Here is a 15129-nt window from a genome sequence, read left to right as displayed (position 1 = left end):
GCGAGCCGACGCTCTGGCCAATTCAGTCACTCATCTGCCCAGCCTGGCTGCCTGACGTGCTATCCAGCCACGCGCTTTAGCTTCCATCCTTGATTGCCGACGATCATGTTCGAAGTGGCCGTCGTAGGTATGCACCGATAGGGCTCCATGCTTAACAACCTTGGTGAGCTTCTTGTCGATCGCACGGGTGGCTTCTGCCAAGTCATGCATCCCGCGAATCTCGAACCACAGCCGAGACTCAAAAAACTTCCAACTCAGCACTGTTGTGAACTCGAGGCGCTCCTGGTTGATTCCGAGATAGGTCACCGTCGCCGTGTGCTCAGTCGGTAGTCCTGAGTTATGGCGGTCCGTCACCGAGTCCCAGAACGTGCGCCATTCCTGGCCGGGCGCGAGGACGTGAATCGACTCCGGGATCTTCGCTTTTTTGAGCTCATTGTCCTTGTGTGCTGCCCGCTCCGGATGCGGGTCAATGGATAGCTTTACGTCATGCGCTGCGGTGGTGCCGTAGTTCTTCACAACCAAGTCGATAAACCTTCCTCCACCAACTTGGCTCTGCTCCATCGTGACGACGACGTAGGGCTGTGCTTGTTCAATCAGTAGATCGCGCTGAAGCTTGCGTGTTCGGTCGGCGTCCGTCGCGCTGTCCCTTGCTTGCTTCTGCGCAATCTTGACCTGCTTTGCTGCATAGAACAGAGCAGCGAGAGCGACGAGGAACGTCAGTATCGCGGCGACGGCGCCAACCCAGGTTGCAGCGGCTGCCGACATTTCGGGACTCACTAAAGCGCGTCTCCGGTAGTACCCGCAGGAGTGCCGGCATCGACAGGCGAACGTCGCGATCGACGTTTTGCCACCCCGCCCGATTCGAGTCCGAGCTTCTTCAGCTCGTCCTCGCTCCAGCCGTCCTTCGTTGCTCGAACGTATGCCTTCTTGTCCTCCCGTTCCGCGTCCGCCAGCTGCTCGCGCAGCTCTTCCACGCGCTTCCGCGCCAGGGTCAAATCGGTGACCGATTCAATGCGCGAGTCGAGGAGTTTCCGTGCCTGGTTCTTCGTGGTTTCGAGGTCGAGAGTAGTCATGCCTTCACCTTAATCCGGACGTTAGACGAAAGGAACACGAACCGGTAGTCAGTGGCCAGCAGGGTAGTCGTGGAGGTACGCGTTGTCCGGGTCGTTGAACCAATCGGTGACGTCGTCAGAGTCGTACCTGATTGTGTTCCGGCCGAGTACGTAGAACGACGGTCCGTCCCCCGTGCGACGCCACCTCGCCAGCTCTGTAGTGGTCACGCCGTAGAGCGCAGCCACGTCCCTCGGTGCAAGTATCGCGCCCACCTAGACTCCTGCTTTCATCTTTGCCCCCGTTCCTTTCGGCAACGCCGTCATCACTTGGACGCGAAGTGAATTGGCAAGGTGGAGAGGACGGACCGTGGAATACCGGAGCGGAGCGAGGATATGCCGCGAAAGCCGTTCTCGGAGCCTTGCCAAGAGAAGGGCGGACAGTACATTCACAAGCCGAAACGGAACGGCGCAGCCGTGAGGACCAATCCAGACGCGAAGCGTCTTCCGAAAGCATGAACACCCCGCCCGGCACAGACCGCTCCGCAAGAGCTTTCCCAACCACCTGCGGAGCAAGCTATGTATTTATGTGCCATAAACAAGTTTTCCGCTGGCGCCTGCGGCTGGGCGGTGACACACTTGGGGTGTGGGGCCTCCGTTGGAGGGGCGCTGCGCTGGGCCTGAAGGGAGTGCGAGCGATGAGCGAAAGCCAGGAGCAGGAGCCCGCTGCGCGTCCTCCTAGTGCCGGCAAGCGGCATGTGTGGTCTTCGAGGCGCAAGCGCATCGAGGGTAAGACCGTTTACGTGCGGGTCTCGATGTCAGAGATGGAGCGCGCGCAGCTGTTGCAGCTGGAGGCGCAGACCGGTTTGTCGCCGTCTGCGATCCTCGTCGATGCCGCGCTCGGGTCAGGTGACCCGGCGGTGCTGACCGTGCGTAAGCAGGAGGTCGTCACTCTGCTTGCAATTCGTCGTCTCATCGCGACAGCGGCCAACAACATGAACCAGATCGCGCGTCACTCCAACGCGACTGGCGAGGTCAAAGACAATGCCGCTGCAGCGATGCAGGAGACTCGTCAGCTGATGCATCAGATCGAAACGAAGATGTACGAGCTGAAGCCGTGATCCCGAACATCACGAAGGGTTCCCGGACCGTTGGTCTGATGAAGTACCTGGTTGGGCCGGGGAAGAGCAACGAGCACACTGACCCACACCTGGTTACCGGTAGCCCGACGATCATGGCGTGGTTCGGGGACGCTCAGCTCAACGATCAGTCGGCGGTTCTCGCGGCACAGGAGATTGACCTCAACAAGCGGATCAATGACGTCGAGATGGACCAGCACGTCTGGCACTGCTCCCTGTCGCTGCGATCCGACGAGCGGCCTGTCAGCGATCGCGAGTGGGCGGACATTGCCGAGAAGTTCATGGATGACATGGGCTTCACCGAGGCCAGCGGCAAGGCAGCGTGCCAGTGGGTTGCCGTACACCACGGAACGAGCACGGCGGGGAACGACCACATCCACATCGTCGCGTCACGCGTGCGCGAAGACGGCACTAAGTGGAGCGACTGGTCGGACTTCCCGAAGGCGCAGACAACGGCCCGGAACCTCGAGAAGCAGTTCGGACTCATTGAGCTTGGGCAGCACTCCGAGCGTGGCCTGAAGCCAGCCGAGCAGCTTGCGGAGAATCAGACGGGGAGTACGCAAGAGCCAGCGAGGCACCGCCTTGAAAGGACCGTCCGGTCCAGTGCCGTCGCGTCCCGTTCGGAAGCTGAGTTCGTGCGCAGGCTCCGCTGCCAGGAACTCCTCGTGAACGCCCGCTTCGCTGACGGCGGCCGCGCCGTCGTCACCGGCTACTCCGTGGCTGAACGGCCACCGGCGGGCATGGACCCCGTGTGGTTCGGTGGCGGGAAGCTCGCGAAGGATCTCACCCTGCCGGCGCTGCGCACAGCGTGGTCCAGTACAACCGACACCCCGGAGGCGGCGCAGGAAGCAGCTGAGGAATGGTGGGCAGCGAAGCGGCAGCAAAGGATCGTGCACCGCGACGCACCGGATATGACACGAGGTGCCCGCGTATCCATGATCGGCGGACTTGCGGTCGACGAAGTGGCCGCGCGGAAACTTGCATTGGACTTGGCCCAAGCCCGTCGTGCCATGTCATCGGTGGCCCCCGGGGATCACCAAACATGGGCGCACGTCGCCCGTGAAGCGTCTGGAGTATTCGGGGCCTGGTCGAAGGCCACCGAGACTGAACCCGGGCCGCTCGCGCACGCCTCACGCGTCCTGGCACGCTCCGCTCACCGATCGGGCGTCACGATCAGCAAACCAGTGAGCCCGCCGCTGCGGATGGCCGGGACAGCTGCGTTCCTGCTCGCCGCGTCGACGGCGCCATCACCGGTGGCCCAGGCCATGATCATGCACCAGATGCTGCGCACCATGAGAGCCCTGCACAACATGCAGCAGAGCAACAAAGAGCTGCGCGAGGTGCAGCTGCTGAACGAAACCGTGAGCAAACACCTGAGCCTTGTGGCAGAGCCTCTACCCGAGGTCGTTCACCCGCGACTGCCGGCGCCGCAGCAGGCACCCGAGCCGGCTCTCGGTGTGCCGCAGAAGGCGGTTCCGGAACTGTCCGAGGCTCAGCGTTCACGCATGACCGCACGACGCAAGCAGAACGCCCTGAACAGCCGCACGCACGATCGAGAGATGGGGAGATAGATCATGCATGACAACACGCCAGACGGCGCCGACGGGATGTTCCGTCCGCAGCTGCAGTCGGCCATGGCCGTCGCAGGACGATTGGGCGAGATGCTCGCCCGCCAACGGGCCGAGCGGAACGAAGAGATGTTGCGGGCGGAGAACGCCAGGCGCAAGCAGCTCGAGGAACGCTTCGAGGCCGAACGGGCTTTGATGCGCACCCAGCTTGGTGCCATTCATCAGCCCCAGTTCTGGGAAGGGGCGAAACCCGAAGACATCGCCGCCCAGTACGCCCTGGCGCAACAATGGGAGCCGTTCGACGACATGGCGCGGTTGTCCCGTGAACACATCCACGACGAGATCCGCACCAGGTACAAGCTGACGCCCGAAGAGTACCTCCAAGCGAACAACCCAACGCCGGACGTTGAGCGGACCGGTGAGCAGATCGACCGAGAAGCGCAACGCGATCACACAGAAGCCGAACAGCAGTCCGCCGCGGTGATCAGCGGCGACCTACAGAACGACGTCGACACCCAGAACGCAGCCGCCAGCGCGCAGGAGCTGTGGGACTCCGGCGACCGCCGCGCGAAGCTTGCCGACACCCTCATAGAACGGGCGGGTGACACCCCTATCGGACGGGAAGCTGTAGCGGCAGCGCTGGCCACCGACCTGAGCAACGGCACGCCACCCTCGGCCGCAGTGACGAGCCGCGTGACATCTCAGCATCGACCTAAGACAGCGAATACCGGGAAGGCCAAGTCGCGAGACTTCGGTCGGGAATGACTATCTCGGCTACTTCCTGAGGTTAATCCACGGGATTACGACGCCGGTGTGACGTTCCCTGATTTGGAGGACGCCGGCCTCCACCTCTGCGTGCACATCGGGCTGTCGTCCCTCTAGTTTTCCTCCGCGGGAGGTGACTTCTTCAGAAAGCTGGCCTGTCTGATCCCCGAGGGCTTTTACGAGCTCGTCTATCGCCAGTAGAACGCGATTCGCTTCGTCGGCAACGCCAAGAGAGGTACCTGCAAGGGATTGTCCCTGAGGAGCCACAACCCTTCCGTTATCGAGGCTGAGGATGGTGACTCCGGCGTCGCGCAGCTCCTTGTGGCTGGCTTCGTCAACCTCCTGCGTTAGGCCTTTTTTGGTGCGGGATGCATGAAAGATCCCGGCCGCCGGCCAATTTCTGACGACGGTGTCACGTAGTGCTGGTGCTGTCCACGAACTGTGGGGCAGGACGCTGATGAAGTAGGCGTCCTTAGGTTGAACGGCGAGAAAGAGAAGGTTTTTGGTGCGATAGGCCGTTTCGTAAGGTTGCCGGCGTTCAATCTCCAGTGAAAGGTGGAGGTGGGTGATACCCCACTCCGCGAGCAGACCATCGAGGTCGGGACGGCGCTTGCGCGATCTCCGTGGGGCGACCGATTCGTGCGGTATAGACACATCCCGGCTGAGTTGTGGAGTCACGTCCAAGCCGGATTCGATGCGATGAGCTAAGACGTCGACCACCACCTGATGTTCTGCGTAACCTGCGGACGCCACCAATTCTGGCGAGAGGTGAACGCGTCGCGGAACGGGCGAGATGAATCGTCCGCGCCAGTTGTAGTAGACCGTAAGGAGCTTCCCTGTCTTCATTCGGGATAGCTCACTGTCACGGCTGGCGCTCATTTGAGCTAGTAGATCCGCGCGGACGAGCCTTTCTAGGCCCTCATGCAAGTCGGGATCAGAGTGATCCATGGCCGAAGGGGTCCGTTACTTGGTGAGGATCCCTAGATCGACGTCATGTCCTGCGTCTCTGATTTCACCAGCCAGCTTCCCCTTCCATCCGCCGAAAGTGGCGTGATACGGGATGTAGAGCATGCCCCTCACATCGCCTGGGAGTTCCACGTCTTCCTCGTACAGGACCGCTACTTTGTCGACGCCAAGCTTGCCCATGAAGTAGCCCATTTCGAAGACAACGTTCTGACGGCCGCGCGTCGAAAGCTTCGTATCGTTCTTGTCTTTGCCTAGGTCATCAGCCGTGAGCAGGACGACGGCGTAGGAAGCCATCGCAGCGGCCGTTTCGAGTTTGACCATTAGCGACTGGCTCTTGTTTCCTTGCTCATGCATGATGATGGCGTCTTTGCCGGTCAGCCGATTGAGGAAGAGATGCACATCGTTTTTGGCCGCGGTGTCATGGCCATGAACGATAAAGATTCTTTTGGATGCCAGGTCGGCACTGGATGGAATGACAACGGCCTCAGGGAGTCCACCCGGGGTGCTGACAGCTTGGGAGATGTGGTGCGGCTCCGTATCTGACGAGGTGGGCTGCCCAGTCCCGGGCGATCCAGTGATCTTGGCCATCACAACGGGCTTCACGCCAACAGCTTCTACTTGCCTCCTGAGTCCGAGGACACGAGACGCTCTATAAAAGGGCTGATCGCCAATCGTGTTCTCGATCCCAAACTCGTACCCGTCGGGACGCAAGAACGTGTTAAGTGCTTTTGCTATCAGAGCTGCTTCATCGCTGTCTCTCACCCCGGGGCGCAGCGTCTCAGTAAGGAACCGTATGAGATCCGCATCGGAGGCATGGAGCAGATTAAACCTAGGGTCGGTGAACGGCCAATCGTCGTCCCAGTCAGTGTTGTTGACGCGGTGCTGCTTGATGTCCCCGTAAGCGTCTTTATAGCGAGGATCGGTGCTTTTCATCTTGGTGAGGTCGTAGATACGAGCAAGAAATGCAGGCTCTTCGAGCTGACCCGACCAGCTATAACCCAGGACCGAGAAGAGATCCATGATTTGCCGTCTGGTTGAGTCAGTAATCGAGTTTGACACTGGCTGCACAGCTCCTTCGTTTTCGGAGGCTTGCAGTACAACACCTCGTTTGTGGACCTAGTTGGTCACCGCTCAACTGAAAGCTTACGAGAACAAGCCGGTTGGCACAGGCGTTACCGGCAGTGACGGATTCGCAGGCTTGTGCACCTCGGCTGTGCACCCTTGGAACGGGCCCTTCGCGGCGAAGAGCGCATTCATCGTCGGGTCCGCGTAATTCGTCCACCAGTCCGCCATCCCTGTCGTCTCGTTCAGACGCAGAGCTTCCCAGGCCCGCCAGAGGGCATTGAGCCTGCTGGATGCCTCAATGTGCGCCCACCAGCTGCTGCACCAGTAGAACTCCTTGTCGTACGCGGACGCTTGGACGGGCCGTGGGAAGTGATGGACGAGGTAGTCGGATACGAACGCTTCCAGGTTCGGAAAGATCAGCTGAGGCTGAGTCCCCGGCTTCTGGTCGTCGGCACCGTCCGCCTCGGCGCTGGTGTCCGGAGCGAACGGGTCGAGGTCGTCGTCGGACTCGTACGAGGAATGGGAATCCATGTCTGCTACTCCTTCACCATGGTCGACCACCGGTTCCCGCCGTCGACGGGGCCCACTGCAACAGGCGCGTTCTTCGCCACAGGTTCCGACTGCGGTTGAGGGCGGCTGTGGGCGGCTTCTGATGCCGCGACTTTGTTCGCGTAGGGACGGTCACTGATCGGGACGGTGCGGAGCAGGGCGGCGCGGGAGCCGGAGCCGAGCATGATGGCTCTGCCCTTGGGCATTGCAGCAAGATCCGCGACGGAGAGGATGTCGTCTGTGGAGTCCTGGCGGCTCGTGGAGCGGCTGTCCTTCTGCCGCGAGGTAGACACCGACGTGTACCGGTACTGACCCACGAGCTCGGAGAGCATCTTCAAGAAGCCCTCCTCCTTGACGTTCCCGCCGTAGGTGAACACGTTGGCCGTGGAGAACAGCTTCTTCATGCCGGACTCGCCCCATACATCGACGCCCTGAGACCAGGATTGTAGGAATGTAGAAACCACGATTCCTCGGGATCCGTAGTGGCTGTAAAGGTCAGGGAGGTTCTCCCACCGGCATACGTTCGCGGCCTCATCCAGGACGCAGATCATCGGGACCGCCAGACGACCGCCAGGCTGAGTGGCGGCGTACTCCTCGGCCGCGGTGGCCGTGGCCACCGTCAACGACGTCACGAGAGGCCCGGCAGTGCCGGCGCCCTCCTTGGACAACGCGTAGAGGGTGTTGTTCCCGCGAATGAACTCCTCGGGAGTGAACTGCGGTCGAAGATCGTCCGGGCCGCTGGGATTCACCCACGCGGCGATCTTCTCGTTCTTCAGGCACGTGGCCATCTGCCGCGCGGTGCCGTAGACGCCCTCGCGTTGCTTGTCGGGAAGCGCCATGGTGCTACCGATCGAGTCGGCTTCCTTGGTCCACCCTGCGTCCCGCAGGAGCCCTGCAGCTTCCCTGTTCTCTGCGTAGGACAACCAACTGTGAACCTGGTTGATGGGCCGGCCAGCAACTGCAGCGGCGAGGAGGTAGCCGGCGAGGAGGTCCTTCCCTGCGTTGTCGAAGTACGCGTCAGCTTTCGCGCAGGCGGACCGTGAGCCGAGCGCGAAGTTGTTCGCCATCTCCGCTGCGCGTTCGGCGTCGACGACGTAGCTGAGCGGGTTCCACCACCAGGTGGGCTTCTCGTTCGCTACTCCTTGCGGGTCGAAGATCCACACGTCACCATTCTCGGCGCGAATGTCGCGGGTGAGGTCGGTGAGGTCACGCTTGTTAGACGTCGCGATCACCGGGCCCGGCGCCTCGATGATTGAGGGAGCGGCCTGCGTCGTCGTCTTACCGGTACGAGTTCCCCAGATGTGCAGGAGCGTGTCCTCCCACGACGCGTACAAGGTGTTCCCGCCGCGCACCATCCGACCGATCTTGATACCGGGCGACTGCTCGGCGGTCAGGCCGAAGCGGGCGGCTTTGGCCTTGACCTGCTTCTCGGTGAACGGCGCAACGTCCTTCAAGGACGCCATCTTTACCGCGGCGCGGTCGTGCTTGACGATCTTCCGGCCCTTGCGAATGCTCATGACGATGTACAGCACAAACAGTGCCAGCAGGACGACGCCGGCAATGATTGCCAGCGTGATCTCGGTGGACCGCCACGGCATGATGCCGGTGAAGTTTCCCAGCGACCGGGGCCAGAAGCCGTTCGGGATTCCCTCGGGCCGGGGTTCGAGCTGGTGGCCGAGGGTGTTCAGCCCGTACAGGGCACCAGGCACACCGACGAGAGCGACGATGAGTACCACCAACAGTGCGGCCTCGCCTCCGAGGCCGGCCTTGTGCTTGCGGTCCAGTGAGCTCACAGCTCGCCTCGTTCCTCTGCAGCGGTTCGCTTGGCTTTGTGCCACTTCTTCTCCGTGTCGTGGACACGGGATCGACGCTCGGTCGGGGTGAACTCCATCGAGAACGGGATGCCGGCCCGGGAGCCAACCTTGATGAAGAACTTCCCCTGGCCTGGAGGCGGCTGGGTGGACCGGTCGTCGTTGAACCACTCACGGTTGTCGTCGTCCTCGAGCCAGGCGGCCAGCTCGTCATCCGTAAACGACTGATCCGTCCGCTGGAACACATCGTCATTGGTGTACTGCATCGCGTCCGTATCGGCGCGGTTCCATGCCGGCGGGTCCTGCCACGCGGCGAGCTGTTCCTGTTCCCGGATGCTCAACGGCACGGACTGTGTAAGCAGCGGCATCTCGGAGCGGGCGAGGCCGCCGAGGATCTTGATGCCGCAGCGGTCCATGATGCCCTGCGCCTTGTGCCGGTCCGCTTCGTCCTTGACCGCCTTCAAATCAGACGGAGTGTGGGAGGCCATGATCTGACCGACGCCCCACTCACGATTCAGTCGGGTCAATGCGTTGACCTGATCCACGATGCCGGGACCGGCCGCGAGGGTGTTCCACAACTCATCGAGGATCACCAGGAACCGCTGACGCTCGATCACTCCGTCGTCGGCAAGCATGTTCGAGGTGGTGACGGTCCCGAAACCGGCCGACCAGCACGCCATGAGCGTCGCCGCCCGCAGGTCGGTCTCCGCCTGAGAGATACGCGAGAGGTCAAAGGCCATGGGCCGGGTCGCGTCGATCCTGTTGGTCGACTGCTTCGAGAACATATCCCCGAACGCTCCCGCCCCGCACAGCGAGTTCAGTGAGCTTTCGAGTCCTTCGGTGATCGTGTCGTAGCGGTCGTTGTTGCCGCGATCGAGGGCAACTTCCCGCACTTGCGCGGGACGGCTTTTGAGGACCTCGCGGAGGTCCGCCATGACCGGAATCGTACCGGCAGGGTTGTGCTCGGCTTCGAGGACCATCAGGCACCGGTCCAGGATCGACTCCTCACGCTCATCCAGTGGCTTTTTCCGCAGGATCGCGATCAGTGAGGCGACGATGCCGCGACGTCGAGCGTGCAGCTCGGTGAGCAGCTCCTCGCGCTTGACCGGGGACAGACGCTTGGCGGCGGCCAATGCGCCGGCATCATCGAGCGGGTTGATGTGCCCGATGCCACGACCCAGCGGAAGAACAGCACCGCCGAGCTCATCGATCATGTCCACGTGCTCGCCCTTGATATCTCCGAGGATCAGGGGGTTCACCCCGAACGCGCACAGACCGATTGCCATGCGGCGCAGCAGCGAGGACTTGCCCAGGCCGGGGTTCGCCATGACGAACGCGGACGGGTTGGAAATCAGTCGGACGTTCTGGAACCACGAAATCGGGTCACAGCACACTGGTTCGTTCGAGAGCAGATTCCGGCCCAGCGGCACACCCTCCAGGGGTGCGCCGCCGCCCATGGGGAACGGGTACAGACCGCACACCTGGTAATTGGTGCCGCGCATTTCCTTCACCGGGTGCAGCAGCTGCGTCTCACCGAGACCGCGGCCCTTGAAGCCACGAGGCCCGGGACGCAGCGCAGCCTTTACCGCAGTGCTGCCCGTGCGGGCTTTCTTCGCCGTCTTTTTACCCGACTTCGCTCGGCCCTTTGCCTTCGCTGGAGCATTGCCGGTCCTCGATGTACCGAGCTTTGCGAGGATTCGCACCAATGCTCCGTCGGCGGTGGGGATTCCTACAGCGGGGTTCAGCGCGGCCATCAGAGTGCGTCCCTGACAGTCTTGGGCAGAGCCAGATGGTCAGGAATGACGATGCCCAGCGGCAGTCCGGCGGCGAACGTGGAGTCCTGTGCCCCGTATGCCTCCTCGAGGCGGATACGCGCTGATGCACCAAGATTCTCGATCGCGGCCTCAGCTTCGGGCAGGTCCTCCTTCGAGCGCACCGTCGCGGTGACGATCATCGCGAAATTCAGCAGACCAGCTCCATCGGCTTCCTCCTCCGCAGTGGCACGTGCCGCCCGGGTCTCCCGGGTGTCACGCGAGGTTGCACGGTTCCGCGAGGACGCGTTGAACGTCGCCGTGTTGACATCATTCTCGACCAGCTGCGCAGCGCGGGCCGGATCGATCGGACGGTACAGCATGGTCACGCGCTTCCGGACAACCTCAGGGGTCGGTGCGACGAGGGACTGCAGGACGTTGGCCTGGATGGTGGACCGGGGAGGAACAGACATGGCCCACGACTTGGACCACGCGTTGTTGTGGTGGTAGCTGTTCCAGTAGGTGTCCGCGGCCTGCGGGCCGACCTCGTTCCAGTTCAGCTCCGGTGCCTTCCCTTCGGCGTGCGCGCGGTCGAACAGGATTGCCTCGGCCGGGTCGTAGGCAACCCGGATGACCTCGCACAGTTCCTGCGCAGAAAGAGGTGTGGCCACTCCCGCACCGGTGTCCCCAAGGGACAGGGTCAGGTTCGGCAGACGCGCCGCCAAATCATTGGCGACCTCATCGGCCTTCCGGATGCGACCGCCCGGGCGCAGCGTCGCCCGGAACGTGACAGCGATGTAAGCCCGAGTCACCGTGGCGCCGGTCGGTAGTGCCCGCACGGTCTCGTTCATGACGTCGCGGGCGAACTGTGGAGCGTTCGGGTCCATTCGGTTCTCGATCTTCCGGGCGAGCCGGAAACCAGAGTCAGGTGCGGTTTCGATCGTCGCTGACGCGGCGATCAGGCCGGGCTCGTCGGTGAGCATGCCCAGCCAGTGCGACCATCGGTCAACCCAGCGGTTGATTTGCTCCTGGTCGACCATGCCGCCGCCGTCAGGCTCGGAGCCAAGGACTACGGTGTAGTGATTCTTCACCGGGATGTGGAGCAGGGCGAACGGCCGGCCGTAGCCGTCCGTGTGCTCGCTGATTGTGGAACGGGCAGAGATGCCCGGAAGCTGCGTGGTGCCGCTAGGGACACGGCTGACCGGTCCCGCACGATAGACATTCGCCCCCGTGTACTGGGCGTTCATCCACCCGAACCGCCGCATGATGCGCTCGATCATGGTGCGGCCGTGCTTGTTCTTCTGCATCGACAACAAGATCGTCACGGCGATGAACGCCTCGAAGATCAGGGCCACAACCCACATGCCGAGCATCATCAGGATCACACCACCGACGACGCCGAGAATCAGGATCATTGTGCCGGCCGTCGACAGACCCGCCAGACCCTTGCTGGTCGGCAACCGGTAGTTGCCGTAAATGCGTGGTCGGACGTCGGGGGTCTTAGCTTCGGTTTGCGCCATCAGTGCGGTCCTCGTTCCCAGTGTTGTTCGAGACTTCCTTCTTCATCTGCTGTGCCTGCTTCTGAATCTGAGTGGCACCCTGCTTCAAAGCCGCGCCAGCCGCGCCAGCCGCTCCAGCGGCACCGGCAGCGCCGGCACCTCCAGCTGCCTTCGCCTCAGAGGGTCCTCCCGCGGATCCGGTGGTTTGCGGTGGGATAGTGCCCTGACTGGACGGCTTCGCACCAGACTCCTCGCCCGAGGCGGGCGATGCCTTCGGGAGGCTACTTGCGCCGCCCTGGCCGTTCCCTGCGCCGCTGCCGGAACTGGATTGTGCACCTTCCTGCACTGCACCGGCGACGGCCTCGCCGCCCTTCTTTACGACCGCACCAGCAACCACCGCTGCCGCGCCCACGGGCCCCGCAGCAGCTGCCCCTGCACTGGTTCCTGCTCCTGCACCTGCGCCGGCTCCTGCTGTTGAACTGGTGCTTGCTGCCTTGCCGGCTCCCGCTGTCGCCTCGGCACCCGATGGCGCACTGTTAGGCGCGCCGCCTTCAGGCTTTGATGATGCTTTCCCTTGCTTGGCAGGAGGCCCCTGCTGAGGCGGTGCCTGACTGCCGAATCCCTGGCCTCCACGCTGTGTACGGGACGCTCCCTGCGGGATGGCCGCCCCTACAGCCGCTAGACCCATCGCTCCGCCACCGCCACCACCGCCGGACGCCATCGCGCCTAGAGCAGGACTGAGGAAGCCGATCAGGACCGGCAACGCGACGACGGACGCCAGGATCAGCATGAGCCCTGCAGAGAACTGCAGAAGCGCCTGCCCGGAGAACAGGCCGGAGGTCGTCATTTGGATGCCCGTCGCGTAGATCAGCGCGGCCGCCGGCTTGTAGAAGGCGAACGCGAGTGTCCACGCGATGATCTTGCTGAACCAGGTCTTGCCCGTCTCGGTGTTCATGAACGCCGCAGACAACGGCAGGACCCCGGCGATGAGGAACAGCATCGCTGTCCGCAGGACCATGAGCATGATCTGCACGATATTGACCAGCACAGCGATCAAACCGCCGACAATGATCAGCATCTGGTTACCCATGAGGAACGCAGTGCTTGTAGCCCCACTGTCTTCCATCCCCAGCAGCATCTGCACATCGGACTGGAAATCGTCTCCGACGCCAGCCTCAATGATTTGCTCCGCGAGAGCGTCTGTAGCGCCGAGAAGCACGTTGAGAAGAGCGACGCCCGAGGCAGTCACGATGGCCAGCGTCAGCAGTCCCTTCAGGAGGTCCTGTGCAGGTTCAGCCCGCTGCGTCCACACCATCCGCGCCCCGGCGACGATCATGCTGAGCACCGCCAACGCCAGGGTCAGGTAGAACGTCTGATCCTGGACGAATCCCACGGCCGGGGCCGAAGACGCCGCCCGCCGAGGAACGATGTAACCGACGAGAGAGGTTGCCCCGCCGATGAGGACTGCCCCACCGAAGACAATGGTGGCCGTGTTGACCAGACCAGCGCCATCACCGCGGCGCGCATTCGTAGCCAAGGTGATTCCCAGCATGATGATGGCAATCGCACTGATGCCCAGCCCGATCCACGTCGCATAGCCGAGGATCGTCCCGACCTGGTCATTGAACGCGCCCCCAGCGGGAGCTTCAGCCGATCCAGTGGCCCCCGTCGTCAGATCGCCGGCGTCGATCGTCGTCCACAACGTACCGAGCTGCGCGATCGTCGCAACTAGCGCAGCCTGCACCGCATCAGCAATAGCCTCCAGCGCATTACCAGCCGCACCCGAGACGGCGTCAGAAACTCCGTTGGCAAGCTTGCACCCCACATCTGTAAAGTCACAGGACTCCTCTGCGGGAACTTCAGCCACTATTAGGACCCCATGGTGCGTAGCCGGATAGGTCAGAAATCTGACCATCGACTGGGCCTCCGGATCCGTCGTCCTTGTACTTCACGTACCAGTCGCCTTGATGCCACTCCATGACGACGGAGGTCGTGTAATAAATGAATCCCGAACCATCGTCAGCGGATGCGACTACTTCAACGGTTGCTTCCTCGTCGTTGTACGACAGAAGGCGGAAACCCTCAATCTTGATCGGAGGGGTGGTCGTAGAACCAGAATTGATTCTCCGCTGAATGCGCTCGAGGCCTATTTCCTTGCCGGGGCCCTCCAGCGATAGAGCCTTCGTGGTTTCGAGGAGCAGCTCAGTGTCGCCGCTGGCAGTAAGCCGGCCGGTAGCGGCTAGTAGTGCGCCTTCTGGGGTGTGGGAGTAGCAGGAGCGGACGCCCGTTTCCTCATCAACTACGCCGGGGCCGTGTTCGGCTGACTTCGGTGCTGCGATCCCACCAAGGAACTCCCACTCCACATCTTCGGGCGGTGTGGTTAGCGTCGTGCCACCGGTTGCGTCCAGTCCGCACACGGATTCGTCCGAGGCATCAGCCGGTTCAGAGGTGGCGGACGGCGCCGCCTGGGTCTGGACTGGTGGAGCTGCCTCGGATTCGTCGTCGTTTCCCATCCACACGAAGAGGATGATGCCCACGATCACGAGGAGCACGACGGCGGCTGCCGACATGATGAAGCGGGGAGCTGCCCACCAGAGGTGCTCTGATTCTTCGGTTTCCGCCATTGCTACTCCTGTAGGTAGGGCTGATCCTGCAGGGCGGTTAGGCTGTGCCGCCGCCGGAGATGAAGGTCAGTAAGGATGCGCCACCGGAGATGAGGGCAACGGCGAGGACGATCTTGATGATGCCGGAGATTTCCTGCGTGGTTTCGCCACGGCTGGAATCGAAGGCCATCTTCCCGCCCACGACCAGCAGGCCCAGGACGCAGATCCCCAGGGCGATCCACTTGCCGACGCCGACCATGCGGTTCCAGGCGTCACCGATGCCGGGAGGGGCCAGGGGGCCGCTGTCGGGCAGGGTGTTCGCGTTGATCAGGACGTCTTGCGCCATGAGAAGCAGTTGCATAGG

The 15129-nt window shown here is 62.5% G+C and carries 15 protein-coding genes; 3 read left to right on the top strand and 12 right to left on the bottom strand.

All coding sequences use genetic code 11. The annotated features are described in order from the left end of the window. Positions 1–30: 30 nt before the first annotated feature. From IWX65_RS13120 to IWX65_RS13110, 3 genes are read right to left on the bottom strand one after another with little or no spacing between them, the layout of a single operon-like run. Complete coding sequence (locus tag IWX65_RS13120) at positions 31–765, bottom strand: hypothetical protein (RefSeq protein WP_196883490.1); 735 nt, start codon at positions 763–765, stop codon at positions 31–33. 11 nt (positions 766–776) lie between these two features. Next, positions 777–1073, bottom strand: a complete 297-nt coding sequence (locus IWX65_RS13115; RefSeq protein WP_196883489.1) for a hypothetical protein — start codon at positions 1071–1073, stop codon at positions 777–779. A 48-nt stretch (positions 1074–1121) separates the two neighbouring features. Then, a complete protein-coding gene (locus IWX65_RS13110) occupies positions 1122–1325 on the bottom strand; it encodes a helix-turn-helix transcriptional regulator (protein ID WP_196883488.1) in 204 nt (67 codons plus the stop codon). Positions 1326–1747: 422 nt separating this feature from the next. Between IWX65_RS13110 and IWX65_RS13105 the strand changes: the two genes are divergently transcribed. The 3 genes from IWX65_RS13105 to IWX65_RS13095 are packed head-to-tail and all read left to right on the top strand — an operon-like array spanning position 1748 to position 4521. Further along, positions 1748–2170: a plasmid mobilization relaxosome protein MobC gene (locus tag IWX65_RS13105; RefSeq protein WP_196883487.1), complete on the top strand. Its 423-nt coding sequence runs from the start codon at positions 1748–1750 to the stop codon at positions 2168–2170. Next, positions 2167–3759, top strand: coding sequence for a relaxase/mobilization nuclease domain-containing protein (locus tag IWX65_RS13100; protein WP_196883485.1), 1593 nt, complete (start codon positions 2167–2169; stop codon positions 3757–3759). The genes IWX65_RS13105 and IWX65_RS13100 overlap by 4 nt, the downstream gene beginning before the upstream one ends. Before the next feature lie 3 nt (positions 3760–3762). Next, on the top strand, positions 3763–4521 hold the full coding sequence (locus tag IWX65_RS13095; RefSeq protein ID WP_196883483.1) for a hypothetical protein: 759 nt from the start codon (positions 3763–3765) through the stop codon (positions 4519–4521). 9 nt (positions 4522–4530) lie between these two features. On the opposite strand, the gene IWX65_RS13090 is transcribed toward IWX65_RS13095, so the two are convergent. The 9 genes from IWX65_RS13090 to IWX65_RS13050 form a co-directional block, all read right to left on the bottom strand. Then, a complete protein-coding gene (locus IWX65_RS13090; protein ID WP_196883481.1) occupies positions 4531–5367 on the bottom strand; it encodes a hypothetical protein in 837 nt (278 codons plus the stop codon). A 117-nt stretch (positions 5368–5484) separates the two neighbouring features. After that, the gene (locus IWX65_RS13085; protein ID WP_196883479.1) at positions 5485–6546 is read right to left on the bottom strand and encodes a TIR domain-containing protein; all 1062 of its coding nucleotides are present in this window, start codon (positions 6544–6546) and stop codon (positions 5485–5487) included. A gap of 84 nt (positions 6547–6630) precedes the next feature. After that, the gene (locus tag IWX65_RS13080; protein WP_196883477.1) at positions 6631–7083 is read right to left on the bottom strand and encodes a DUF4913 domain-containing protein; all 453 of its coding nucleotides are present in this window, start codon (positions 7081–7083) and stop codon (positions 6631–6633) included. 5 nt (positions 7084–7088) lie between these two features. Beyond that, positions 7089–8894, bottom strand: a complete 1806-nt coding sequence (locus IWX65_RS13075) for a type IV secretory system conjugative DNA transfer family protein (RefSeq protein ID WP_196883475.1) — start codon at positions 8892–8894, stop codon at positions 7089–7091. Beyond that, positions 8891–10666 carry a type IV secretory system conjugative DNA transfer family protein gene (locus IWX65_RS13070; RefSeq protein ID WP_196883473.1) on the bottom strand — a complete coding sequence of 592 codons (1776 nt, stop codon included), beginning with the start codon at positions 10664–10666 and terminating at the stop codon, positions 8891–8893. Before IWX65_RS13070 ends, IWX65_RS13075 begins: the two co-directional genes overlap by 4 nt. After that, positions 10666–12183, bottom strand: coding sequence for an SCO6880 family protein (locus tag IWX65_RS13065; protein ID WP_196883471.1), 1518 nt, complete (start codon positions 12181–12183; stop codon positions 10666–10668). Before IWX65_RS13065 ends, IWX65_RS13070 begins: the two co-directional genes overlap by 1 nt. Next, entirely contained in the window at positions 12164–14029 is a 1866-nt protein-coding gene (locus tag IWX65_RS13060) for a hypothetical protein (RefSeq protein ID WP_196883469.1), read from the bottom strand. The genes IWX65_RS13065 and IWX65_RS13060 overlap by 20 nt, the downstream gene beginning before the upstream one ends. Continuing rightward, positions 14022–14786 (bottom strand): hypothetical protein, encoded by a 765-nt coding sequence (locus tag IWX65_RS13055; protein ID WP_196883467.1) that lies wholly within the window; start codon positions 14784–14786, stop codon positions 14022–14024. Before IWX65_RS13055 ends, IWX65_RS13060 begins: the two co-directional genes overlap by 8 nt. Positions 14787–14823: 37 nt before the next feature. Beyond that, complete coding sequence (locus tag IWX65_RS13050; protein WP_196883465.1) at positions 14824–15126, bottom strand: hypothetical protein; 303 nt, start codon at positions 15124–15126, stop codon at positions 14824–14826. Between the last annotated feature and the right edge of the window lie 3 nt (positions 15127–15129).

Source organism: Arthrobacter sp. CAN_A214, assembly GCF_015751955.1.
In the GTDB taxonomy this organism is placed as follows: Bacteria; Actinomycetota; Actinomycetes; order Actinomycetales; family Micrococcaceae; genus Arthrobacter_D.
This window is presented reverse-complemented; position numbering and strand designations above follow the sequence as displayed.